This is a genomic window from Blautia stercoris (assembly GCF_054657695.1).
Map to the genome: position 1 here is coordinate 662717 of NZ_BAAHYF010000001.1, position 25108 is coordinate 687824.

At 38.5% G+C, this 25108-nt stretch carries 26 protein-coding genes; 3 read left to right on the top strand and 23 right to left on the bottom strand.

All coding sequences use genetic code 11. The features are described 5' to 3' along the window. Nucleotides 1-99 precede the first annotated feature (99 nt). Entirely contained in the window at nt 100-939 is an 840-nt protein-coding gene (locus ACYQ2D_RS03265; RefSeq protein ID WP_187558041.1) for an aldo/keto reductase, read from the top strand. A gap of 86 nt (nt 940-1025) precedes the next feature. Here the strand turns inward: ACYQ2D_RS03265 and ACYQ2D_RS03270 are convergent, their stop codons facing one another. From ACYQ2D_RS03270 to ACYQ2D_RS03300, 7 genes are all read right to left on the bottom strand, one after another. Beyond that, on the bottom strand, nt 1026-2252 hold the full coding sequence (locus ACYQ2D_RS03270) for an ABC transporter permease (RefSeq protein ID WP_459784627.1): 1227 nt from the start codon (nt 2250-2252) through the stop codon (nt 1026-1028). A gap of 2 nt (nt 2253-2254) precedes the next feature. Then, nucleotides 2255-3916: an efflux RND transporter periplasmic adaptor subunit gene (locus ACYQ2D_RS03275; protein WP_459784628.1), complete on the bottom strand. Its 1662-nt coding sequence runs from the start codon at nt 3914-3916 to the stop codon at nt 2255-2257. Then, complete coding sequence (locus ACYQ2D_RS03280) at nt 3913-4632, bottom strand: ABC transporter ATP-binding protein (RefSeq protein WP_022303066.1); 720 nt, start codon at nt 4630-4632, stop codon at nt 3913-3915. Before ACYQ2D_RS03280 ends, ACYQ2D_RS03275 begins: the two co-directional genes overlap by 4 nt. 192 nt (nt 4633-4824) lie before the next feature. Beyond that, nucleotides 4825-5832, bottom strand: a complete 1008-nt coding sequence (locus tag ACYQ2D_RS03285; RefSeq protein WP_022303067.1) for an NAD(P)H-dependent glycerol-3-phosphate dehydrogenase — start codon at nt 5830-5832, stop codon at nt 4825-4827. A 13-nt stretch (nt 5833-5845) separates the two neighbouring features. Further along, complete coding sequence (plsY, locus tag ACYQ2D_RS03290) at nt 5846-6487, bottom strand: glycerol-3-phosphate 1-O-acyltransferase PlsY (protein ID WP_117456324.1); 642 nt, start codon at nt 6485-6487, stop codon at nt 5846-5848. Nucleotides 6488-6494: 7 nt separating this feature from the next. After that, nucleotides 6495-7820 carry a ribosome biogenesis GTPase Der gene (gene der, locus ACYQ2D_RS03295; RefSeq protein WP_022302826.1) on the bottom strand — a complete coding sequence of 442 codons (1326 nt, stop codon included), beginning with the start codon at nt 7818-7820 and terminating at the stop codon, nt 6495-6497. Next, nucleotides 7783-9165 (bottom strand): DUF512 domain-containing protein, encoded by a 1383-nt coding sequence (locus tag ACYQ2D_RS03300; RefSeq protein ID WP_459784630.1) that lies wholly within the window; start codon nt 9163-9165, stop codon nt 7783-7785. Before ACYQ2D_RS03300 ends, der begins: the two co-directional genes overlap by 38 nt. 247 nt (nt 9166-9412) lie before the next feature. Here ACYQ2D_RS03300 and ACYQ2D_RS03305 point away from each other — a divergent pair, with 247 nt between their 5' ends. Next, the gene (locus ACYQ2D_RS03305; protein ID WP_022302824.1) at nt 9413-10579 is read left to right on the top strand and encodes a ribose-phosphate pyrophosphokinase; all 1167 of its coding nucleotides are present in this window, start codon (nt 9413-9415) and stop codon (nt 10577-10579) included. A 131-nt stretch (nt 10580-10710) separates the two neighbouring features. Here ACYQ2D_RS03305 and ACYQ2D_RS03310 read toward each other — a convergent pair whose 3' ends face one another. The 16 genes from ACYQ2D_RS03310 to ACYQ2D_RS03385 form a co-directional block, all read right to left on the bottom strand. Continuing rightward, entirely contained in the window at nt 10711-12042 is a 1332-nt protein-coding gene (locus ACYQ2D_RS03310; RefSeq protein WP_459784632.1) for a PcsB-like coiled-coil domain-containing protein, read from the bottom strand. Nucleotides 12043-12174: 132 nt separating this feature from the next. Further along, nucleotides 12175-13056 (bottom strand): peptidoglycan editing factor PgeF, encoded by an 882-nt coding sequence (gene pgeF / locus ACYQ2D_RS03315; protein ID WP_459784633.1) that lies wholly within the window; start codon nt 13054-13056, stop codon nt 12175-12177. A 31-nt stretch (nt 13057-13087) separates the two neighbouring features. Beyond that, complete coding sequence (locus ACYQ2D_RS03320; RefSeq protein ID WP_117456321.1) at nt 13088-13453, bottom strand: YraN family protein; 366 nt, start codon at nt 13451-13453, stop codon at nt 13088-13090. A gap of 17 nt (nt 13454-13470) precedes the next feature. Beyond that, the gene (locus ACYQ2D_RS03325; protein WP_187558045.1) at nt 13471-14265 is read right to left on the bottom strand and encodes a ribonuclease HII; all 795 of its coding nucleotides are present in this window, start codon (nt 14263-14265) and stop codon (nt 13471-13473) included. A gap of 12 nt (nt 14266-14277) precedes the next feature. Beyond that, nucleotides 14278-15117: a ribosome biogenesis GTPase YlqF gene (ylqF, locus tag ACYQ2D_RS03330; RefSeq protein WP_022302819.1), complete on the bottom strand. Its 840-nt coding sequence runs from the start codon at nt 15115-15117 to the stop codon at nt 14278-14280. Nucleotides 15118-15152: 35 nt separating this feature from the next. Then, entirely contained in the window at nt 15153-15719 is a 567-nt protein-coding gene (gene lepB, locus ACYQ2D_RS03335; protein ID WP_117456319.1) for a signal peptidase I, read from the bottom strand. Nucleotides 15720-15788: 69 nt separating this feature from the next. Next, nucleotides 15789-16136, bottom strand: a complete 348-nt coding sequence (gene rplS, locus ACYQ2D_RS03340) for a 50S ribosomal protein L19 (RefSeq protein ID WP_022302817.1) — start codon at nt 16134-16136, stop codon at nt 15789-15791. Between the two features lie 222 nt (nt 16137-16358). Next, nucleotides 16359-17036: an LPXTG cell wall anchor domain-containing protein gene (locus ACYQ2D_RS03345; protein WP_459784634.1), complete on the bottom strand. Its 678-nt coding sequence runs from the start codon at nt 17034-17036 to the stop codon at nt 16359-16361. Nucleotides 17037-17087: 51 nt separating this feature from the next. Next, complete coding sequence (locus ACYQ2D_RS03350) at nt 17088-18089, bottom strand: LCP family protein (RefSeq protein WP_459784635.1); 1002 nt, start codon at nt 18087-18089, stop codon at nt 17088-17090. Beyond that, a complete protein-coding gene (gene srtB / locus ACYQ2D_RS03355) occupies nt 18079-18855 on the bottom strand; it encodes a class B sortase (protein WP_459784636.1) in 777 nt (258 codons plus the stop codon). Before srtB ends, ACYQ2D_RS03350 begins: the two co-directional genes overlap by 11 nt. Then, complete coding sequence (locus ACYQ2D_RS03360; protein WP_117456315.1) at nt 18839-19594, bottom strand: YveK family protein; 756 nt, start codon at nt 19592-19594, stop codon at nt 18839-18841. The genes srtB and ACYQ2D_RS03360 overlap by 17 nt, the downstream gene beginning before the upstream one ends. Nucleotides 19595-19640: 46 nt before the next feature. Next, nucleotides 19641-20327, bottom strand: coding sequence for a CpsD/CapB family tyrosine-protein kinase (locus ACYQ2D_RS03365; protein WP_117456314.1), 687 nt, complete (start codon nt 20325-20327; stop codon nt 19641-19643). Further along, nucleotides 20320-21042 carry a CpsB/CapC family capsule biosynthesis tyrosine phosphatase gene (locus ACYQ2D_RS03370; RefSeq protein ID WP_459784638.1) on the bottom strand — a complete coding sequence of 241 codons (723 nt, stop codon included), beginning with the start codon at nt 21040-21042 and terminating at the stop codon, nt 20320-20322. Before ACYQ2D_RS03370 ends, ACYQ2D_RS03365 begins: the two co-directional genes overlap by 8 nt. A 78-nt stretch (nt 21043-21120) precedes the next feature. Then, nucleotides 21121-21885, bottom strand: coding sequence for an immunoglobulin-like domain-containing protein (locus ACYQ2D_RS03375; protein ID WP_117456312.1), 765 nt, complete (start codon nt 21883-21885; stop codon nt 21121-21123). Nucleotides 21886-21949: 64 nt separating this feature from the next. Beyond that, nucleotides 21950-23023, bottom strand: coding sequence for an SEC-C metal-binding domain-containing protein (locus ACYQ2D_RS03380; RefSeq protein ID WP_117456311.1), 1074 nt, complete (start codon nt 23021-23023; stop codon nt 21950-21952). A 176-nt stretch (nt 23024-23199) separates the two neighbouring features. Beyond that, on the bottom strand, nt 23200-23562 hold the full coding sequence (locus ACYQ2D_RS03385) for a hypothetical protein (protein ID WP_459784639.1): 363 nt from the start codon (nt 23560-23562) through the stop codon (nt 23200-23202). 112 nt (nt 23563-23674) lie between these two features. On the opposite strand from ACYQ2D_RS03385, the gene ACYQ2D_RS03390 reads away from it, so the two are divergent. Next, nucleotides 23675-25072 (top strand): DUF4832 domain-containing protein, encoded by a 1398-nt coding sequence (locus ACYQ2D_RS03390; protein ID WP_459784641.1) that lies wholly within the window; start codon nt 23675-23677, stop codon nt 25070-25072. The last annotated feature ends 36 nt before the right edge of the window (nt 25073-25108 follow it).

Genomic DNA, 25108 nt, shown 5'->3' on the forward strand with positions numbered 1-25108 from the left:
GGCGTAATTTAAAGTAGGAAAAGAAATCTATGCTCGACACTTTTCAATAAACATAGAAAGACTCGAAGTGTAGATTTAAGAGTAAAGGAGGGCTGTTTCATGTCACTTGGTGAAAATACCATTTTACTAAATGATGGTCATAAAATGCCGCTTCTCGGACTTGGAGTATACAAAGCAGATGCCGGAACAGAAGTGGAACAAGCCATTCAAGACGCCGTCTGCTCTGGTTATCGTCTGATTGATACCGCTTCCGTTTATAAAAATGAAGACGGAGTCGGACGAGGTTTAAAAGCACTTGATGTACCACGGGAAGAATTATTTATCACAACAAAGATATGGAATAATGCACAGCGTCTTGGTGACGTAGAAGATAGTTTTAACAGAAGTCTGGAAAGACTTGGACTTGATTATGTTGATTTGTATTTAATTCACTGGCCGGTTCCCGGATGTTTCACAAACACCTGGAAAACGCTGGAAAAATTGCAATCTGCTGGAAAAATCAAATCCATCGGTGTTTCTAACTTCCGTATCCATGAATTAGAATTACTAAAATCGGTTTCCGATATCAAACCTGCTGTCAATCAGGTGGAGTTTCATCCTCTGTTCAATCAAAAAGAACTGCTTTCTTATTGCAAATCAGAGGGAATTGCCGTCCAGGCTTATGCTCCGCTTGCCAGAGGTGCTTATCTGCATAGCCAGCTTCTCTTAGAAATCGGCAGCAGATATCAGAAAACAACCGCTCAGATTGGACTTCGCTGGCTGGTACAGCAGGGAGTATCTGCAATTCCAAAATCCACTCATAAAGACCGCATTTTAGAAAATGCAGATATCTTTGATTTTTCTTTAACCGAAGAAGAAATGAATGCGATTAATGCAATGGACATCAAACAAAGAACTGCCGGCATTCCGGAAGACATGCTTCCTTATTATCAGGACTAAAAAAATGACAGGAATTTTTTTATATGATTCCTGTCATTTTTCTTTTCTCCGCTCTTATATTTTTCTAATTTCTTTTTTCTCAATATTTAGTTTCTTCTAAGCGCTTCTATCGGACTTAATTTTGCTGCTTTTCTTGCCGGATAAACTCCAAACACAATTCCAATTCCGGAAGAAAATACCGTTGCCAAAAGAATGGTAGATAATTTAATTCCCGGCGTAAAACCAAGTGTTGGAATCGAACACACCGCATAAGCAAGTGCCACACCAATTGTAATTCCAATTAAGCCCCCAATGCAGGCAATGATTGCCGACTCTGCCAAAAACTGCATCATAATCGAAGAAGTTTTTGCTCCTAATGATTTTCGGATACCAATCTCCCTCGTACGTTCTGTCACAGATACTAACATAATATTCATGACACCAATTCCACCAACCAAAAGAGAAATTCCGGCAACCAGCGAAATAAATCCGGTAATCATATTCAGCATATCATTGATAGATGACATCTGATCCGTAAAATTTTCCATATCATAATAGCTTTCTCCCGAACTGTAATGCAATTGATTTAAAAGTGCAATTGCCGCATTTGCAACCTTTCCAGTGTCCGCACTTTTGTCCGTTGTAATATAAAGATATGCAAATGAAGAAGTATCATATCCAAATACATCCATTGCCGTATACGGAATATCCATAGACACACTCTGTTCATCTCCATATTCCATCGTGACCATGTTTCCTAAATTTTCCTGTTCTACAATTCCGATAATCTGAAAATCACCGGTACTGTTATCCGATGCAATTTCGATATTCATTCCAACTACATCGTCTGTTCCAAACATGGAAATCGCATCTTTTTTGCTGACTACGCAGACACGGTTTGCCGTATCAATATCACTTTGATTAAAATACCGTCCTCTTACCACTTTCCATTTTGAGATTTCCTGCTGTGCCGTTCCTCCACCGGTAAGATTGACCGTAAATTCCCCTTTTAATGTCTTAGTTGAACCTGCTGCTCCAAAGACCGGAGAAGTCCCTGTCACCCCATCTATCTTTGATTCAATCTGAGCAAAATCATCTTCTGTCATATACTCTTCTCTTTTTTGCCCCTCATCGCTTAAATAAAGATAAATCTGTCCTCCTGCAATGGAGTCCAGCTGTTTATTCATTTCATTTTTAAAGCCCGCTCCAACCGACATAATTGTGATAACCGAAGAAATTCCAATAATGATGCCAAGCATGGTGAGCAGGGAACGTCCCTTATTTGCCCTGATATTTTGCAGAGCCATTTTTAGATACTCGAATGTCTGTCCCATCGCTATTCCTCTGTACTCCCACTTACCGCCTCTGCTTTCATTCCTGTTTCTACACCTTCCGGAAGCTCTGAAATCACTTCATCTCCTGCTTTTAGCCCTTTTTCTACTTCTATGTAATCACTCGCTGTAACACCTGTTGTAATATTCTGTTTCGTAATCACACCATTTTTTAACACATAACAAAACGTGCTGTCAGTCGCTGTATTCACAGCAGAGGCTGGAACACATACCACATCTTTTGCAGTATCCGTCTCAATCGAAACTTTTGCTTCTACCCCAAGGAAAATACTTTCGTCCGGATTGTCAATTTTTATTTTTGCCGAAATCACAGGTGCACCTTTTTCATTTGTCTGGGCAACCTTGCTGATAGATGAAACGGTTCCCGCATAAGTATGACTTGCAATACTGATAGAAGCTTTCTGACCTTCCTTTAATTTATCATAATCGTACTTTGATACACTGACGTTTACTGCAACTTCTTCATTACTTGAAACCGTTACCAGTTCCATTCCCTGCGTCGCTGTTGTTCCTTCTGAAATTTCTTCTTTTGAAATAATTCCTGCAAAATCTGCTTTAATTCCCTGACGGCCTTTTTCTAATAACTCCTGTGTACTTGCTGCCTCTAATTCTGCGAGATTGTCCGTTGCCTCCAACTGGTTCTTTGCTGCCTGAGTCAGTTCAGCATCAGAAGAACCTTCTGCTACCGTTTTCTTTTCGGAAAGTTCTGCCTGCAGTTCAGAAAGTTTTGTTGTCGCATCTTCTAATTCATTCTGCCATGCAACAATCTGTTCATCTGAATCTGCATCTTTTGCATTACTCTGTGCTTCAATCTGCTGTACATTTAACTGTGTAATCACATCATTTTGTTCATCAATATAATTCTGCTGTTCTTTTATCTGATTTTTTGTCTGCTTTAAGGCATCATTGAAATTATTTAATTGATGCTCCGCCTCCGAAGTATCTCCACCTTCTTTTTTAGTCTCTGAGATTTCCGCCGTAAGCTCTGTAATTTTTGCCTCCTGCTCCTGCTGCAATGCAGTAAGGCTCGACATATTCTCCTGCATTTTTGCCAGTTCTGCCTGTGCTTTTGTCAATGCCATACTAATATCAGAAGAAGCCTTTGAAGAATCTTCCGCAAGTGTACGGGTACGGTCCGCAATGGCTGTTTTTAAAGACGCCACATACTCTTGATAATTTTTAACATTCTGCTCCAATGTGGGAAGTTCTGCCTGTGCATCTTTTACCTTCTGAGCACTCTCCACCGCCTTTTGAGCCGTATCTTTTGAGCCACTTACAGTTGCCGTTTTATTTAACTGGCTTTTTTCATTATCCTGCTCTAAAGAATCTGTCTCAAAAACAACCAGTGTATCTCCTTTTTTTACTACATCACCTGTCTGATAGGCAAGACTGGAAATGGCTGCATTGACCGGTGAAAAGTAAGTTTTTACTTTCAGGCTTTCTACCGTTCCACTTGTCTCCACCCTTGAAGTGACATCCTGTTTTTTCGCCTGTTCTACTGTAACCTGTGGCAATGAATCTGTTTGCTTTCTGCCGGATACACTTATCGCACCGACTACTATGACTACTACTATTGCTCCAACAATAATCCACTTTTTCTTTTTTGAGGACATTCCCGCCAGTTGTTTTACGTTTCTTTTTTTCATTTTATTTCCTCTCTGCTTTCCAATATTTTATCATTCTTCCGGTCAGATTCTATTTTTCCATCCAAAATACGGATAATCCTGTATGCCTGTTCCGCAATTTTGTCATCGTGTGTAATTAGAATCACGGTTCTACCTCCGCTGTGAAGGTCTTTTAAAATCTGAAGAATTTCTTTACTTGAAGCAGAATCCAGATTTCCTGTCGGCTCATCCGCCAAAATCACCGGCGGTTTTGCTGCGATTGCTCTTGCAATTGCAACTCTCTGCTGTTGTCCTCCGGACATCTCCGATGGTTTATGGTCCATTCTGTGCCCAAGACCTACCATTTCGAGTGCTTCCTTTGCCAGTTTTCTTCTCTCCTGTTTTCCAATTCCACGATAAATTAATGGAAGTTCCACATTTTCAACTGCATTTAAATTTGCAATCAAATTAAATCCCTGAAAAATAAAACCAATTTCTTTATTGCGGATTGCAGAAAGTTCATTATCTTTTAAATGCGAAACATCCTGCCCATGAAGATAATAAGAACCACTTGTCGGCACATCCAGACACCCCAGCATATTCATCAACGTAGATTTGCCTGAACCGGACTGCCCAATAATTGCTACCAGTTCGCCCTCCATGATCTCAAGGTTGATATGGTCTAATGCTCGCACTTCATTTTCTCCAGGATTATAAACTTTACAAATATCCTTTAACTGTATCAGCGTCTTTTCCATCTAGACTTCCTTTCCTGTTTCATAAATATATGTATAAAGACTTTGAGAGCAGCTCTCAATTTTCTTACTCTTTTATCATACCAATTCTTTTTTACAATTTATTTGCACAAATCGAAAATTTTTCTAAAAGCCCCTTAATGTTTCTTAAGAAAAAAGGAGTGCACTTCCCTTTAAAGTACACTCCTTTGTAAATTACCATTCAAAATCCCAGTTTTCTATTTTCTTATCACGAACCATCAGCTCTTTTACTGCATCCGCCGGTGTTTTCCCTTCAAACAGTACTTCATTGACCTGTTCAATAATCGGCATTTCCACGTGATATTTCTTTGCAAGCTCCATCCCTGCTTTTGCTGAATAAACACCTTCTACAACCATATTTACTTCTTTCATGGCTTCTTCCATGGTTCTTCCCTGTCCCATTAAGAAACCGGCTTTTCGATTCCGGCTGTGAACACTTGCACAAGTAACAATCAAATCTCCAATACCCGATAAACCATAAAAGGTTTCCGCCTTTGCGCCCATTGCCACACCAAGACGTTCCATCTCGGTAATTCCACGGGTAATCAGAGCTGCCTTTGTATTGTCTCCATATCCTAATCCATCCGCAGTCCCTGCTGCCAGCGCAATCACATTTTTTAATGCCGCTCCAAGTTCAATTCCTAAAATATCCGGGCTGATATAAACCCGAAATACGGAACTCATAAAAATATTCTGCAGATATTCCGCAAGTGCTCTTGTCTTTGCCCCGACTACACAGGTTGTCGGAAGACCACGGCTTACCTCTTCTGCATGGCTTGGTCCTGAAAGCACACATGCCTGACAATTTGGAATTTCTTCTTCTATCATATCGGTCAGTGTCATCAGACTGCCCTCTTCAATTCCTTTTGCCACATTGACAATGACCTGCCCATACCGGATATGGGAAGACATTTTCTTAGCTGTCGTCCGAACTGCCACAGACGGCACAGCCATTACAATCACATCTTTATCAATCAAAGCTTCCGATAAATCAGAAGTTACATGGATTTCTTCCGGAATTTTAACCCCTGGCAGTTTTGCTTTATTTTCTCTTGCTGTTCTTAATTCCTCTGCCTGTTCTTCTCTGTGTGACCAAAGCATTGTATCATGTCCATTATTACATAATAACATTGCAAGCGCGGTTCCCCAGCTTCCCGCCCCAACTACACTCACTTTTGCCATACCCAAATACCTCCTATTTTTTACCAAATTCAATCTTGTTTTCGGTTCCGGTTGCCAGTCGTTTGATATTTGCACGATGTCTCCAAAATGCCAGAAGCATCAAAAGAAATGCAACAATATACATTTCATGAAGCACCGATGCAGGTACATCATAACGCCCCATCTGTCCAGAAGCAATCACTCCAACGACAAAAAAGAAATACGCCAGCAAAGATGCCAGAGAAACAAAATGACTTAAGAAAAATACGGTAAAAAATACAACCGCACATAAGAAAAATAACCGCCAGTCAAATGCAATTAACATTCCTACAGAAGCTGCTATTCCTTTTCCACCCTTAAAATTCATATAAAACGGGAAATTATGTCCCAATACACAACCCGCTCCGGCATACAATTTTAAAAGCATAATCTGTTCCGGAAATGCTCTTCCAAAAATCAGACTGACCAGTAAAATAGCCAGGATCGCTTTTAAACAGTCTCCTGCAAGAGTAATTGCTCCTGCTTTCTTTCCAAGCGTACGCAGTGCATTTGTTGTTCCTGCATTTCCACTTCCATATTTACGGATGTCAATTCCATTTCTCTTTCCATAAAAATAACCGGTCTGAAACAATCCGAATCCATATCCGATTACAAGACATACGATTTTCGCCCACATATTTTTGTTACTCCTTGTCCTTTCTCTCACGAATCAGGAATTTTAAAGAAGTTCCTTTAAATCCAAAGGCCTCTCTGATTTTATTTTCCAGATATCTTGTGTAAGAAAAATGCATTAACTCTTTATCATTTACAAAAATAACAAATGTTGGCGGTTTTACAGAAACCTGTGTCATGTAGAATAATTTCAGACGTTTTCCTTTATCCGAAGGTGGCTGCTGCATTGCCACGGCTTCTGTCATAATCTCATTGAGTACACCGGTCTGAATACGAAGGGTCTGATTTTCAAGCACCATATCAATGGTTTCAAATAATTTCGGAACTCTCTGTCCGGTTTTTGCAGAAATAAATAAAATTTCTGCATAAGGCATATAAGAAAGGATTTCACGCACTTTATTAGTAAACTTATAAATAGTCTTATCATTTTTCTCAATTGCATCCCATTTATTGACTGCAATAATGACACCTTTTCCTCTTTCATGTGCGATTCCGGCAATCTTTGCATCCTGCTCGGTTACCCCTTCCGTTGCATCAATCATCATAACGACGACATCCGCACGCTCCACTGCGGTTACGGTACGGATAATACTGTATCGTTCGAGTTCTTCTTTAATTTTATTTTTTCTTCTAAGACCTGCCGTATCAATGAAAACATATTCATTTCCATTCCATTCTACTTTTGTATCAATGGCATCTCTTGTAGTTCCGGCAATATCCGAAACAATAACACGGGATTCTCCAAGGACTTTATTAATCAGAGAAGATTTTCCCACATTTGGCTTTCCTACAACCGCAATCTTCGGAATTTCCTCTTCTTCTGCCTGACCTGCACCCTCTTCAAAGTGACTGACTACTTTCTCTAACATGTCACCAATTCCAAGTTTTCCACTTGCAGAAATCGGCACCGGTTCTCCAATTCCCAGATTATAAAATTCATAAGTATCCATCATGAATTTATCAAAACTGTCCACTTTATTGACAACCAGTACAACCGGTTTATTACTGCGGCGCAGCATATCTGCTACCTTTGCATCGGAATCCACCAGTCCCTGGCGTACATCGGTAATAAAAATAATAACATCGGCAGTATCAATGGCAATCTGTGCCTGTTCACGCATCTGTGACAAAATAATATCTTTGCTGTCCGGTTCAATACCACCGGTATCAATTAACGTAAAGTTTTTATCCAGCCAGCTTACATCTGCATAAATGCGGTCTCTTGTTACGCCTGGTGTATCTTTTACAATTGAAATTTTCTCACCGGCAAGTGCATTAAATAACGTAGATTTTCCTACATTAGGTCTCCCTACAATCGCTACAATCGGTTTGCTCATACATCTGTCTCCTTCTATGTGCTCTTCCTGCGTCTTTCTCTAAGACAGCGGAAACTAATGAAGCGCCGTCTTCTTCTACGATTTTTACAGGAATCTTTAATTCTTTTTCTACCTCTTCTACTGTCCTGTCATCAAGAAATACATTCTCTCCGCTTCGAAGCAGATTACAAGGTAATAATAGATATTCACCCAGTTCTTTATTTTTTAACTGTGCAATTACATCCTGTCCTGTCAAAAGACCGGATACCGTTATTTTTTCACCAAAGAAATCATTTACAATCTGATAACCGTGAACTTTGACATTTGGATACTTCTCCTGAATCCAGTCCATATATTTTCTGATAAATCCATATGCCAACCGCCCGGTTGCAAAAGAAAGTTCTAATTTTCGTTCATCTCCCTCTCTCTGCTCTAAGGCTTCTTCCACCTCTGTTTCCAAAAGCCTCAGCATACCGACTCCGTTTTCCAGCTGGAGATATCCATCATATCTTTCCTCCTCCGGCAGTTCTCTTCCTGCTAACAGGTACCACTCATCACTTGCATGAATAAAATGGAGTCCATAAGCTTCATAAAGTTTTTTCTGCCAGGATTCAATTAAGTCAATGACTTCCTCCGCATCTTGTTTTTCAAACGGTTCAAGCGGATATAGTCCATCCCGGAATTTACTTAATCCCACCGGAACAACCGAAACACTTCTTAAATGCGGAAGGTATTTTGATAAATCTTTAATACTTCGTTTAAGTTCTTCTTTATCATTTAACCCTTTACAAAGTACAATCTGTCCATTCATCTCAATTCCTGCTTCAAACAATCTCTGCACTTTTGGGAAAATGTCTCCCGCAAAACGATTATGCAGCATTTTGCAACGCAGTTGTGGGTTCGTTGTCTGAAAAGAAATATTAATCGGTGCAAGATGATAATGAATAATCCGTTCAATATCATGTTCACTCATATTGGTAAGTGTAACATAGTTTCCCTGTAAAAAAGAAAGTCGGGAATCATCGTCTTTAAAATACAAAGTTTCTCTCATTCCCGGCGGCATCTGGTCAATAAAACAAAATACGCATTTATTTCTACAAGAACGGTATTCATCCATCAAACTATTTTCAAACACAATTCCAAGGTCCTCATCATAGTCTTTTTCGACTTCAAGTTCCCATTCTTCTCCGCTTTGTTTTTTTACCAGAAGTTCTATATATTCATCATTTACCAGATAGTGATAGTCAAACACATCCTCAACCGGCTGTCCATTAATTGAAATCAGCTCGTCTCCAGCTTCTAATTCCAGTTCCTGTGCGATGCTTCCTTCTTGTATTTCTTTGATTTTATGTCTGCTTTGTTTCATATCTATCCTCATTTCCAAACGAAGCTTTTAAACCCCGTTATTATCTATAATACCAACAATACCGAAAAAAAGCAATATTTTTCCTTGACTGCCATGATATATAAATGTTATAACTTAATTGTATAATTATGTCGAAAAGTTGGGATAAACACTATTTTATCTACAACTGATATCAGAAATGTTTTTGTTTTAAATAATTTCTGGTATTTTAATAATCAAATTTAAAAAATATAATTTGGAGGTCATTATGGTTAATATCAGTTTGCTGGAGAAATCCATTCCAGTAGCACCGATTAAAATTGCAGCCTTAGACAGCTGCCATGAACTGGCACAGAAGGTGGATTCTCATCTTGTTCAATTCAGACAGGAGTTAGATTCCCACAATAAATCCGGATTAAGCTTTCGAGGTTATTCAGAAGATACTTTTTTAATTGAAAGTAAATGCCCGAGATTTGGCTCCGGAGAAGCAAAAGGTGTGATTAATGAATCTGTACGGGGTACCGACCTTTTCGTTATGGTAGATGTCTGCAACTATAGTCTTACTTATAAAGTCAACGGATATATCAATCATATGTCTCCTGATGACCATTATCAGGACTTAAAACGAATTATTGCAACAGCAACCGGAAAAGCACATCGAATCAATGTCATTATGCCATTTCTCTATGAAAGCCGTCAGCATAAGAGAACCAAAAGAGAATCTCTTGACTGTGCACTTGCGCTTCAGGAACTGGTAAACATGGGTGTTTCTAATATCATTACATTCGATGCTCATGACCCGCGTATGCAGAATGCCATTCCGCTTTCCGGATTTGACAATTTTATGCCGACCTATCAGTTTTTAAAAACATTATGTGCTTCTGTAGATGATTTTAAAATCGATAACGAGCACTTAATGATTATCAGCCCGGATGAGGGTGCAATGCAGCGTGCGGTATACTTCTCTAATATTCTTGGCGTTGACATGGGTATGTTCTACAAACGTCGTGACTATTCTACTGTTGTAAATGGTAAAAACCCGATTGTCGCTCACGAATTCTTAGGTGACTCTGTTGAAGGAAAAGATGTTATCGTAATCGATGATATGATTTCTTCCGGTGAAAGCATGCTCGATGTCGCAAAACAATTAAAAGACAGAAAAGCAAAACGCGTTATCGTCTGCACTACTTTTGGTCTTTTCACCGATGGTCTTGAAAAATTTGATGAATTTTACGAAAAAGAATACATCCATAAAGTAATCACAACAAACTTAAACTACAAAAATCCGGACATTCTCACCCGTCCTTATTATCTTGAGGCAGACATGAGCAAATATCTGGCAAGTATTATGGATATCTTAAACCATGACCTCTCTGTAGAAAAAGTTCGTTCTACAACAGAAAAGATTAACCAGTTGCTTCATCGTTATTCTTAATTCATACTTAATAGGCAGACAGAGTTTAATGCTCTGTCTGCTTTTTCTTTCAACAAAAAAGAAATCATAACCTTTCCTGGCTACGATTTCTCTTTTGTTTTTTTATGTATTTCTTCTTACTGTCTATATTCTTAGTTTAACTGGTAAACGTCTGCGTAATATCTTCCGTTTCCAAGTGCCTGACTATGTGTATCGTAATATACATCTACGTGTCCATAAGGAACACCACTGTCTTCTACGGTATAAACTACTCCATTGATTAACAATTTTGTTCCAAATGGAATACCATTCATTGCTACTGTTCTTCCGGCAGTCGGTACTGTTCCACTTGCTGTCAGACCCTGTCCTCCACACTGAGAACAGTTACAGTAACCTGTAATGGTAAATTTACCAAGGTAAGTTCCCTGAGAGCTGGAAGAAGAATCACCGGAGCTGCTTGAAGAATCATTTGTATCTTCTGTTGTAGAACTGCTTGTATCCTCTACGGTTTCTTCCTGACTTGGTGTTTCTGTTACCGTTGTATTTGTATTCGTAGAAGCAGAAGATTCTGTAGTCTGCTGAGTGGAGCTTGAAGCACTGCTCTGGCTTGCACTCTGCTGCGCCTCAGCTGCTTTTGCCTGTGCGGCTCTTTCGGCTTCTGCTGCCTGTTTCTTTGCTTCCTCAGCTGCTTTTGCCTGTGCGGCAGCTTTCTGTTTTGCAAGCTCGGCTGCTGCTTCTTCATCTTTCTGCTGTTTAATTAATTTATCAATTTCTGCTTCCTGTGCATTTACTTTTGCAAGTAAATCCTGAGCACTGTTTTCTTCATTTGAAATCTCAGAAGTATAAGCTTCAATCTGACTGTTTGTTCCTTTCATTAAGTCAGCGATTTCATTCTGTTTTTCCAGACTTTCCTGCTGAAGTGCTTCGATTGCACTCTGCTCTTTTTCCACACTGGCTTCTTTTTCTTCGATTTCCTGCTGTGTTTCTTTATATGCTGCTAACATGCCTCTGTCATACTTGGTAATCTGCATGATATTCTCTGCTGTACTTAAAAACTCTGTAAGATTTTTGGATTCCAGCAACATAGAAATGTAAGAATCATTTGATTTTTCGTACATATACTGAATTCTTAATTTCATGCTTTCATACTGTTCATTCTGACGGTCTTTCGCTGCCTCTAATTCGGTTTTTAATTCTTCTAATTCACTCTGCTTAGCATCTGATTTTTCCTGCAAATCTGAAAGATTATCGGCTAAATCTGAGAGCTGGCTGTCCAGTTCTGTTAAATAAGCTTGTAAATCATCTTTTTTTGCTTCCAGAGAAGAAATTCTGCTCTGCGCTTCTTTTAAATCATCCTGAGTCTGCTGTTTCTTACTCTGTGCATCAGAAATTTTACTTTGTGTCGTTGCTGCATAACAAGGTGTTACGGTAAGTCCTGCAATCAGTAAAGACAAAAATAAACTTCTACATGTTTTATTTCTCATAATCTAAGCTCCTTTTCAAATCACGAACTTGATTATAACACAGTTCTTAACAGATTCCTAGTCTTTTTTTCATATTTTGTAACAACTATGTAATATCCCTTAAAAAAGCAGCAAAATTTTTATGCATTTAGCCTATTGATTTTCGCGCAATCCAAGAAACGCCGCCAGATTCCCACGTTTTCCATGACTTGCACGATGTGAGAATAAAAAATTCGGATTACAGCAGGTACAAATTCCAGGCATTGTAATATGTTCCGGTTTGATTCCTGCTTCTAAAAAGACCAGTTCATTTGCCTTCCACAAATTCAGCTGATATTTTCCATTCTCTTTTTTGTAAAATAAATCTTTATGGTTTTCTTTTTTAAACTGTTCTTCAAACTGAACAATTACATCCTCACTCACTTCATAACAGTCCTGACAGATAGATGGCCCAACCGCTGTATAAATCTCTTCCGGATTAGAACCAAACTCTCTTTTCATAGCTTCAACCGTTACTTTTCCGATTTTTCCGACTGTTCCTCTCCATCCGGAATGAGAAAGCCCAATCGCCCGATTCTTTGGGTCAACAAAAAATAATGGCACACAGTCTGCATAAAAAGTTGCAAGCACAATTCCCGGGGCGTTCGTGATTAAACCATCTACGTCCGTATAATCCCGTGCTTTTACAATTCCCTTTCCCCTGTCTGCCCTTCCAACTCTTCGTACATTCGTTGTATGGGTCTGGTCCGAACACACAATATCTTCCGGCAAAAATCCAATCGCTTCTGAAATTCGTCTATAATTTTCAAAAACAGCTTCTTCCTCATCGCCTCTTGTAAAACTTAAGTTCATGGATTCATAAATCCCCTTGCTGACACCACCAAGACGAGTGGAAAATCCATGAATGATGGTTTTCTCAAATGGCTCAAACGACCAATATTTTAAATAGGTTACACCGTTTTTTTCTACCGTTTTCATGTATTCATCCGTTTTCCATCGTATTTTTTTACTTTTCTCTATCATTCCATTATCCATAACTCCACTCCCCATGAATCAACTCTTTATTTTACAATTCGAACGCATTTTCAATATGACAAATCTTTTCTTGCGGTTCAATGGCAATCACATCAAAGCGATAAGCAAATTCTTTTGAACCACAGTACCAATTACAAAAATATCGGGCAGATTTGATAATTCTCTGCTGTTTTTTTACCGTTACGGCTTCAAGTCCCGTTCCATATCGGTCACTGCTTCGAAATTTCACTTCACAAAACACCAGTAAATCCGGTTTTTTTGCAATTAAATCAATCTCGCCATAAGGTGTCTTATAATTTCGTTTGATTATCGTATATCCCTTACTTTGAAGATACTGTGCTGCCTGTTCTTCATAATAAGCACCGATTCTCCGCGTATTTTTTTCTTCTCTCTGCATCTACAAACAATTTCATCCTATATAAAGTTCTTAATAAACGTTGCACGGTGAATTGGAGAAGGCCCGTATTTCTTTAATGCCGAAATATGTGCCGACGAACCATATCCTTTATTAGAAGCAAAGTCATATTCCGGCATCAGTTTTGCATACTCTTTCATTAAACGGTCTCTCGTCACTTTTGCGATAATACTCGCTGCTCCAATCGAAATGCTCTTTGCATCTCCTTTGATAATCGGAACTTGTGGAATAATAACATCCGGAATTGTGACAGCATCATTTAATAAAATCTGAGGTGTCACCTCAAGTTTCGAAATTGCTTCCCGCATTGCCTCATAAGTTGCCTGTAAAATATTGATTTCATCAATCCTTGCAGGGCTCGCATATCCGACCGCAACTGCGACTGCCTCTTCCATAATCTTATCGTACAATTCCTCTCTCTTTTTCTCTGAGAGCTGTTTGGAATCATTTAAATACAATAACTTACAGTCCTTTGGCAGAATTACAGCTCCTGCGACCACCGGACCGGCAAGCGGACCTCTTCCAACTTCATCAATTCCGCAGATATATCCTAAATGTTCATATTCCCGTTCATAGACCTTTAATGACTCAATTCGTTCTCGTTCTGCATGCAGTTTTTTGAAATCTTTTTTTGCCTTTTCACAAAGAGAAACCACACCTTTTCTGGTATCCTCTGAATAACTTGTGAGAAACTCGTTCAGTGGACTTTTGATACTTTCCTTCCAGTCTTTACTTGCTTCTTCCTCTGTCCATGCAGACTGAAGCTTCTCTTTTATCTCGCGAATGCTTTCCATTTTTATTCTCCCTTAAGCCTGTTCCAGCGTAATCCGGCCAATTTTACCGTTTCGGAACTCTTCGAGTAGAATATTAGAAGCCTTCGCATAATCTAATTCATTTCCCTTTTTTAAGCAGTTTCTGTTTTTAGCAACCGCACTTAACATAGCAAGACGATCTTCACTTTCTTCTAACTCATAACGCTGTGCCAAGATTCCCTCGTAGCATTTATGAAGATAGCCTAATAATTCCAGTGAAAGTTCTTCCAAATTTAAAATCTGGTCATTCATAGAACCAATCATTGCCAGCTTTGCACCTACACTCTGGTCTTCAAATTTCGGCCATAAAATTCCGGGTGTATCTAATAATTCCACGTTTTTGTTAATGCGAATCCACTGTTTTCCCTTTGTCACACCTGGTTTATTTCCGGTTTTTGCACAGGCTTTTCCGGCAAATGCATTGATAAATGTCGATTTTCCAACATTTGGAATTCCCACTACCATTGCACGAATCGGACGATTTTTAATGCCTCTTCGCTTATCACGCTCAATTTTTTCTTTGCAGGCTTCCATGATAACCGGCAGTACATTCTTCACACCCGCCCCACTTTTTGCATTCATTTTAACCACATGAAATCCTTTTTGGGTAAAATATTCCTGCCATTTTTCATTTTCACGTTCATCTGCCAAATCAGATTTATTTAACAAAATCATACGTGCTTTATTTTTCCCAAGCTCATCAATGTCCGGATTTCTGCTTGAAAGCGGAATTCTCGCATCGACAACTTCTATAATCAAATCAATAAGTTTAATGTTTTCCTGCATCATACGTCTTGCCTTTGTCATGTGACCAGGATACCATTGATAATTCATATCTGCCTCTCTTTCTGCTGATTCTGCTGCTTACGCTATTTAATCAAAGCCGGTTTCTTTGACGGAGAAATCTGAAGCCAGATTTTTCCCTCAATATATTTTGCATTCACATTTTGTACTTCTGTAAAACGGCTGTCCTCACTGTTATTTCGGTTATCCCCAAGTACAAAATATTCATTTTTTCCAAGTGTAATCTGCTGTTCGGCAAGCCCCGGATTTATAATATTTGGAAAATTTTTTTCTTTATAGAGTTTCCCATTGATATAGACTTTTCCATCTTTAATCTGAATTTTTTCTCCGGGGAGTCCAATAATTCTCTTTACATGAATACTGGAATGTTCTTTGCCATCTTTTTTAAATGCAATCACATCCCCACGCTGTGGTTCTTTTAACTTATACGTTACCTTATTCATCAGCAGATGCTGTCCGGTTTCGATACTCGGCTCCATACTGCTCTCCTGCATAATCACACTCTGACAAAAGAAAATAGACATCATCGCTGCAAGTGCCAAAACAACTGCAATCTGAAATATCCATGGAAGGATTGCTTTCCAGTTATATTTTCCCAAAAAAGCCGGCTTTCTTATTGTTTTCTTACTCATATTTTTTTTCCTCAAGATGGAAGAAAAGGGACATATACATAAGTATGTGTCCCTGTCCTCTAACTTTTATTATTTTACTAATTCTTTTACCTTTGCAGCTTTACCTACGCGGTCTCTTAAGTAGTTCAGTTTTGCACGTCTTACTTTACCACGTCTGATTACTTCTACCTTTTCAACATTCGGGGAGTGAAGTGGCCATGTTTTTTCAACACCGATTCCGTTGGAGTTCTTTCTTACTGTGAAAGTAGCACGGTTGCTTCCGCCCTGTTTCTTTAATACAACACCTTCAAAAATCTGGATTCTTTCACGGTTTCCTTCTTTGATTTTTCCGTGTACTCTTACTGTGTCACCTACGTTGAACTGAGGTACTTCTGCTTTTAACTGAGCAGCTTCAATGTTTTTGATAATTTCGTTCATGATTTTTCTCCTTATTCTTCCGGATGTTCTTAATGTAATCAACAACAGAGGACCATCTCTTTTTTTACAACATATTTGATTATACTATGAAGTACGACAAAATGCAAGTGTTTTTTGACTCATAGAAGAAAATCCCCTGTAAATTTAAAAAAGTCCGGGAAGCACCATACCCGGACTTTTTATTTCTTAATTATAGCTGCTATAACTATATGATGTAGTTAATTAAGCGCGTTTTCTTCTTGTAACAGCCATTCCTGCTACTGCTGCTACAGCTACAATTCCAGCATACATCATAACATTTGTTTCACCTGTTTTCGGTGATGTTGTAGAAGAAGCTGTTTTGGAACCTGTAGTAGAGGTTGAAGAAGTGGTTCCCTTATTTGTAGTAGTTGTTGTTCCTTTGTTTGTAGTTGTAGTAGAAGCAGCTGTTGCTTTGTCAACTACGAACGCTACTGGTGAAAGGGAAGTAAAGGTAGCTGTGACTGTACCATCACCGGCTTTGCTTTCTACTTTTTCCCAAGCTTTTGTTGTTGTGTTGTAGTGAAGAACTGCAACTTTTGTAGAAGCTGTTACACCTGTTACTTTGAATGTGATAGTTACAGGGAATACTGTACCATCCGGAACTGTTACATTTTTCACATCAACAACCTGCATTGTAGATGTATAGTCAGAACCAATCAGTTCTTTTAATTTTTCTGCTGTTTTTACTTCAGCAACTGCACTGGCATACTCTGCCGGTACTTCACCAAATGTTGCATTTACAGCTTTTCCATCTTTATCTGTGGCAGTTGTTACAGCTGTTACTACACCAGATACACTTACACTTGGCTGAGCAAACGCTGTCACTGCAGATGCTACGGTTAATACTGCTGCACATGCAAGAGCGATAAATTTTTTCATAATCATTTTCCTCCTAATTTATTCTATTTGTGCTTTGCGCTCATTATAGCATTATTCAACTGATTTGTAAAACATATTTATCAACAAATCACGCAATTGTTCTTCATTTACATGAAATTCTTCATTGATTTCCCCTGGCACGACTTCACCTGGGACATATTCTGTCTCTTCCTCCAATTCATAAGAAGAGAGCCGGTCAATCTGGGATGCTCCCAGGTCGGTTACCATATAAGGGGCAAGTACATCTTTATAAAGACTGTAATAACTTACAACCCCACTTGTGTTTTGCCGGATTGTAGAAATCAATGCCGGAATATACTGAGTCTGACGTCTCATACGTTCATTATTGCTTCCTTCTTGATTAATATCACGATATCTTACATAAAGTTCCGCTAAATCTCCTGTCAATGTAATTTCAGCCCCTTTTTGGAACACAGAATTAATGTAAGTATAATCTTCGGGAACCGTAATCGTAACACCGCCAACCGCATCATTAATTGCATGAATCCCTGCAATGTCAAGTGAAACATACCCTGCAATCGGCAAATCATATAGCAACTCCGAAACCGTCTTTTCCATTGCGAGACAACTGCTCTGTTTTCCATCTCCATAGGCATACTGTGTCGCAATCTGAGCTCTCACTGACGTATAATAATTTCCGTTTGCATCGTAAATATCAACATCTGTCATAGAGTCTCTGGATACCTGAAGCACTTTAACTTTCTTTGTTTGTTTATTTGCCGAAAGAATCATAACACAGTCTGCCTGACCTGCTGTTCCAGGTGTATCTTGAAGGGTTACTTCTTCCTTTTTATCTACACCGATAAACAGATAGTTTTCCAAATCCGTATTATATTCATACTTATGTCCGTTATATTCAATTGTATTATCCGAAGCCTGTGAAACCTCTGCCTGCGATGTCTGCTTATTTTGGGATACCTTTTTTGCCTCTGATGTTTTTTTAAGGTATCCTGCTGTCAGCAGTGCAATGCATAAGATTCCGGCAATCCCAAGCACTGCCACCGCTACTATTTTTCCACTCTTATTCTTCATTTACAAGCACTGCCTCCACCAGAAATCTCTGATCACTGTTTCCATTACAGGTTGACAATGTAATAATTTTATCCTCTGTTGTGACTTCAACATCAGAGTCAATATAAGATGACATATTTCTCACTTCTTTTAATGAATCCAGATATTCCTGAAATCCTTCCTCTGATTCAAAATCGAATGAATTTAAAATATGACGGTTATCATAAGTAACCGCAGCAAATACCTGATAGGTCAAAATATGTTCCGGTGTATAAATAAGAATCTGCGAATGAGCTTTCATATAAGATTCATCCATATAAGATTTCAGACCTCCAAACATGGTCTCGTCTCTCATATTATGACCATAAATCACCGTATTTTTATCTGAAAAATCCTGGGCATTTAAACTCTGGGTGTAGATAGAACCCGGAAGTCCCTCGGCTCCATCAATGGTATGATCCAGATAATATAAGTCATCCGATGCTCTTTGTAAAATCGGATAATCTACCTGTGTATCCGGTATCCGAATCCATGCATAAACCTCTGAATTTTTCTCTTTTAAAGAAGAAAAATCGATTGGTATTTCTACTGTTTTTTCTTCTTCTGCCGGTTCATCTGTTGTCTGTTCTTCCTGTTTCGTTTCTTCCTGCGGTTTTTTATTTTTCTCAGCCAGGTCTTCATAAACCTGTTCACGGTCTTTTTGCCCGAAATAATATCCTGCTCCAACTCCAACCGCAATTACAAAAATGACAAAAAACACCCAGAACCATTTATTTCTTTGTTTCATGAGAACCCTCTTTTAACTGTCTGACTTCCTGTTTCTTTCTACTCTTTCCTTTTTCTTTTGGAATTGCTACCAAAGTAGAAAGACCAAGATATTTTTCAATGTCATCCTCTGTCTTAATATTATCGTTTAATAAGAACTGGATGACAAGGATTGCACAGACTAATACTGCTCCTGCCAAAAATCCTAAAATGGTATTCTTTTTCAAGCTTGGACTGATTGAATCTTGCGGTGTTTCTGCATTTTCCACAGTAGTCGGCGGATCAGATTTCATAATCTCACCCATTTTAGTCGCTGTATTTTTTGCTACCGCATTTGCCACAATACTGGCATCCTGAGGATTTTCACTGGTTGCTGTAATCACCAGAATACGGGTATCCTCTTTATTGGTAATAGAAAGCATTTTTGAAATCTGCTCTCTTGTAAATGTTTTACCTTCTTCTTTTTTTAACGTTTCAATTGCTCCGTCAATTACCGGCTTACTTGTTGCAATCACTTCAAAGTCTGCGGTCAGTGCACTACCAATCTGAATATCGGCAAGAGAAGTTACACTGGTTGTTTTATTCAAAATATAAAGCATGGCACTGGACTGATACTTTGGTGTAATCAGTAAAATGGTACTTCCAAGAGCAAGTCCGGCTCCAATCAGTGCACAGATTACAATCAGCCACCATTTTTTTAGAAGACATTGAAATAACGCACCTAAATCAATCTCGATTTCGTCATCGTATTCTTTATTCATTTCGTACCTCTTTTCCTGTTTCTATTGTGCTGGCACAATGTATTTATTATTTGTAATATTTTCCATAGTAGCTTCCATATTTTTTACCATAATAGCTGCCTTTATGGGTATCTACTTTATTCAATACCACACCTACGATATTCGGATTTGCCGCCTGAAGCTGTTCTTTTACACTTTTTGCCATTGATTTTGGTGTGCGGTCTGCTTCTAACACCAATACAGAACCGTCACAACGTTTTGCAACAACTGCTGCGTCAATGACACTTCCAAGAGGAGGAGTATCAATAATAATATAGTCAAATGTTTTCTTTAAACCTTCTAATAGTTTGTCCAGTCTTCCATTTCCTAAAAGTTCGGTTGGATTAACCGGAAACAGACCACAAGGAAGCATAAAGAAATTCTTTTTATTGGTTGAGTATACAACTTCTGTCATATCAGCCTGACCGGAAAGATAATGGCTTAACCCCTTTTCAATCCCCTGAATCTGATGTCGGTTTGCCAAAATTGACTTTCTCATATCCGCATCAATATATAACGTTGTCTTTCCGGCGGAAGCCAAAGTGCGTCCAAGATTGTAAGACACCGTACTTTTTCCTTCATCCGGTCCACAGCTCGTAACCGCAATTACACGGTTTTCTACTCCTGTAAATTCCAGATTTGTCCGTAACGTACGATACACTTCTTTTTCCTGATTTGTCAGTTCTTTTGCATCTGTTAATTCTAACTTATCCACAAATCCTCTCTCCTCTAATTATTTTTTCCGGATTTTCTTCTGTTATTTTCTTACAGTAGTCTGCTCCGGCTTTTTTCTTGATATATCCTGCTGCTTCCTGTATCATAGGGCGTCTCTTCTTCGAACCATGCGCATCTGTTGCTACGACATGAACCAAGTCATGCCGCATTAATTTTTTTAGATACCACTGCACTCGGATTCCCAGACGTCCCGTCAGGCTCGAAGCATTTACCTGAATATAAGCTCCCATATCTACAAGATTTTGTACTTCCGATTCTTTTTTCAGGCACTCATATCGCTCAATATGAGCCAATATCGGAAAATAACCTGCCATCTGAAGTTCCTGCACTGCCTTTTTTATCGTCAGAAGTTCCACATAGGGTGCAAATTCAACCAGTACATACTTCGTATGATTTAATGTTAATGCTTCTCCTCTTTTCAATGCCTCTAAAACTCCTGAACTGTAAAAAATCTCATTTCCCAAATGAAGCTGTATTCCCAAATTCTTTTCTTGAATCATTTGACAAACTTCTTCGTATACATTCTGACATCTTTTATAAAATTCAGGTTCTCTTTCACAGCTATAATGAGGCGTTGCAAGAATCGTTCCTATTCTTTCTTTTCTGGCCATCCGAAACATTTTTTCTGTTTCTTTCATTGATTTTGAGCCATCGTCAATTGCCGGTAAAATATGACAATGTATATCAAATAACATTCTCATCCTCCTGCTCTTTCTAGACATTCCCGAACTCTCATTATGCAAATACAGTGAATTCTTCGAGAATCCATTTCGTTATTCATGAACCGTTACAGTTAATTTTTCTATATTAGACTGATTCTTATCACTATCTGTAACATAATAAGAAATCTCATAATTCCCTGCCTGACTTGTATTTACCTCACCAGTCAGATAAATTTTACGATATAACTCATTTGTTTCATCTTTATCATCTGAAATACTTTCTATGTAGTCCATATATTGAAAAGATGCACCCACCTGCAAATCTACCTGATGTGTCGACAGACGAAGCTGTGGACTTCCCTCCGGAAGTGCTGCGATTGCTGCATCTGTATCAGAATCGCTATCATCAACTTCTTCCTGATTTGCTTCTTCTTGACTTTGTGCCTCTTTATCTTCCTCATCCTGCTGTGTATTCTCTTGATTTTCTTCCTGATTCTCTTCAGAAGCTTCCGTATTTTCTTCTTTCGCATCTTCATCTGAATTTTCCTGATTCAGAGTTTCCACCTTACAGGTAAGTTTTGTTACATTATTGGAATCATCCACTGCCGAATACGTCACCTCTAATGAACCATCTTCATTGTTTCGCACAGACTCGACTCTCAGTGAATCCGAAACATCTCCATCTTTTTCATCGATTGCCGTCACACCGTCAAGCAATACTGTTTTATCACTATCTGTACTGTAGGCTATCTTCCGGTCCTCTGAAACTATAATTTTAGGACCTGTCTTATCGCGTGTTATAAATAATGCACCTGAACCACCAACAACAGCGATACAAATCAATCCAAGTAAAATAAATAAGCCTTTTTTTTTCATATTGCCTCACTCTTTCTTTGTAATCGGGCATTCCTTTTGTTGCTTCGTTTCTTAAATTTATTTCTTAATTTTTACCACAGCATTTTTTGTATTTTTTACCACTTCCGCAAGGGCATACATCATTCGGATAAATCTTCTGATTTTTCTTTGGCTGTGCGGTGTGGAAATTCGGGAAATTATTTTTTGGTCTCTTTACTGTGATTTCATTTGGAGTATGACCTCTGTAAATAATCATTCTGGTACTGTTTACCACTCCCTGAAGCAGTGTAGAGAATGTTCTTACACCTTCCTTACTCTGGAAATGATATTTTTCGATTACTTCCTGAAGTTTTCCGTAAACATCACCATGTCCTGTTGACAAATGATTCCAGATATCTGCTGTTACGGCTACTGCCTCCTCATATCCAAGCTCCAATTCTTTCTGGAAAAATGCAAACAATTTCTTATAAGAAGCTTCATCTAACAGACATCCCTTTGTAGCAAGTTCTTCCACCTGCTGCCAGGATGGAACATAGAATTTTTTTCCCTGCTGTTCATTTAATAATGCTTCATAGGCATCTCCTGCGATTAATTTTCTGTCCATAATGACATCTTCAGAAATAACACATGGATTGATCTCATAAGGGATTTCATCAAATAATGCCATAAACGTTTCTTTATCTGCATGATAATGTGGACGGCTTTCATAGACTGTGCGGACCGTATCAACCGGTGCTACCCCATACATGGCTGCTGAAAAAGAAAGACATTTCGCTAACCAGGATACTTCTTTTCTCTTTTTCTCAAATGTCTCTTGGTCCATTTTTTCATAAGCTTCCGCTACATCTTCTGTAACCTCAAGCATTCCCTCTTCAGATACCTGCATGTAGTCGAGTGCACAGGCTTCATAAGCTGTATCCATCTCTGCTTCTGTTGCCATAAAAGCACCCTTTGCTGCTTTTTCAAACAATGCAATCTGCGCATCATCAAGAATTGCCAGACGTTTTGCCATTACTTCCGGATTTAATAATTCGTCTGCTACTTTTTCTGCAATTTCTGCTTTTTTTAAAGAAGAAATTCTTTTAATCCCTAATGTCTTTGCATAAGATTCCAGTTCTGTTTTCTTGTAGGATAATAAGCTTGTTTTTAATGTTGTCATTGTAAATCTCCTGCTATTTCTTTATTGTATTCGTGCTTTTTCTACTTTTCTGTTTTCATTTTTATAGCCAATACCACATTATACAGATAAGTTTCCAATTTTGCAACCTTTCTTCTCGTCTATTCTCGATTATTCAATAAAATCTTTTCTTTTTCTCCCTGTATAGACAAAACCTGTCACTCCACAATCCATCCTAATTCCATAAAAATCGGATATAAATAACTCGCCCCAAATGTTCCAAGCTTTTTCGGACCACTGATGATGCCTCCTTGCTTAACCAAATTTTGAAACGCAAGTAAGACCGAAGACTTCGTAATCGACTTTTCCTTCCTGTCAATAAACATTTCGTTGCCTTTTATTACATAAGTAAACGCAAGTCCTTTCACCGTCTGAAATTCTACCTGTTCATACTTCTTTAAAACCTGCCATAAAAGCAGGGCAAGTTCCTCTGGATTTTCCTGTTCCAGATTTTGTTCTTCCACTATTTTTTTAAGTTTTTCTTCCATTTTCTTCATTTTTTCTTTCGTATTTTCATCCATTATACACCCGTATGCCAAAAATCCAAATAATTTTTTCTAAGTTTATCTGGACGTTTTTCCCATAAATTGATAGAATATCAAAAACACGAAAAAATTGGAGGAAATAGAAAAAATGAATTTAATCCAAAGATTTCTCATTTTCTTATTCGGGCTTTTGATTCTTGTTCTGATTCTTCGATGTATGCGCCAATCCGTCACTTTTACCGCTGAAAAATTTTCTGAAAGTAACGAAGTCTTAGAAAATCCTTATCAAGGTTATTATCACATCATCGGGTATACTTTAAATGACACAGATGAAGCGATTGCCTCACACGCTGACACGTATTCCGATTCTTTGGTTCTTCTAGAAATCAATTTAAAAAATTATAAAAATACCGATATCAGTGAACATGCCCTTTCACAATTAGAACAGATTTTCAAAGACTGGTCCAATACCGACACTCAGATTCTTCTTCGTTTTCTCTATGACTTGGATGGTATCGCAAAGGCGACAGAACCAGACTCACTTTCTACCATCCTTACCCACATAGACCAAGTCAGTGAAATCGTAAACCGGTACTCTGATTCTGTTTATCTGATGCAGGGAATCTTTATCGGAAACTGGGGTGAAATGCATGGGTCTGAATTTATGAATGATACTTCCGTTCATACCCTAATCAATCACTTAAATGAATCCATTGATTCTTCGATTTATTTATCTGTCCGGACTCCTGCCCACTGGCGTATGATTACAAATTTATACGATGTTCCGAAAAAATTTCCGGCTTTTCAGGCAAATGGGAATCTTATAGCAAGATTGGGGCTTTACAATGATGGAATGTTAGGATCTGCGTCTGACCTTGGCACTTATGGAGATACAAACAGAAAAGATGCCACTTCTCCGTCTTATAAAGGTACAAGAGAAGACGAATTAGAATTTCAAAACACGTTATGCCAATATGTTCCAAATGGCGGAGAAGTGGTTTCTGACAACGCTTATAACGATTTACCTTCTGCAGTTGAGTCTTTAACCACCATGCATGTTTCCTATTTAAATGCAGACTATGACAACACCGTACTCGATAAGTGGAAAAATACAACCTGGAATCAAAACGATGCCTTTTATGGATGTGATGGCTATACCTATATTCAGGCACACCTTGGCTACCGGTATCTGGTTACAAAATGCACAATGAAATCTTCCGGATTTTTAAACTCTCAGCTAAATCTCTCCATTGGACTTCAAAATACCGGATTTGGAAACGCCTTAAAAGAATTTCATGCTACACTGAAGTTTAAAAATACAGAAACAGGAGAAATCTCTTCTGTTCCAATTGACTACGACCTTCGTAAACTAAAAAGTACACAAAAAAAGACTCTTTCGGTCTCTCTACCACGAAAAAGTCTTAAGTCCGGTTCTTATCAGGTTTTTCTTTCTATTACGGATGCACAAAGTGAAAAACAAATTTCACTTGCAAATACGCAGGGCATGCAAGAAGAAGGACTGTTGCTGGGAAGAATGGAGTATTAATCCATTCTTCCATTTTCTTCTTTCATCAATCTTCCT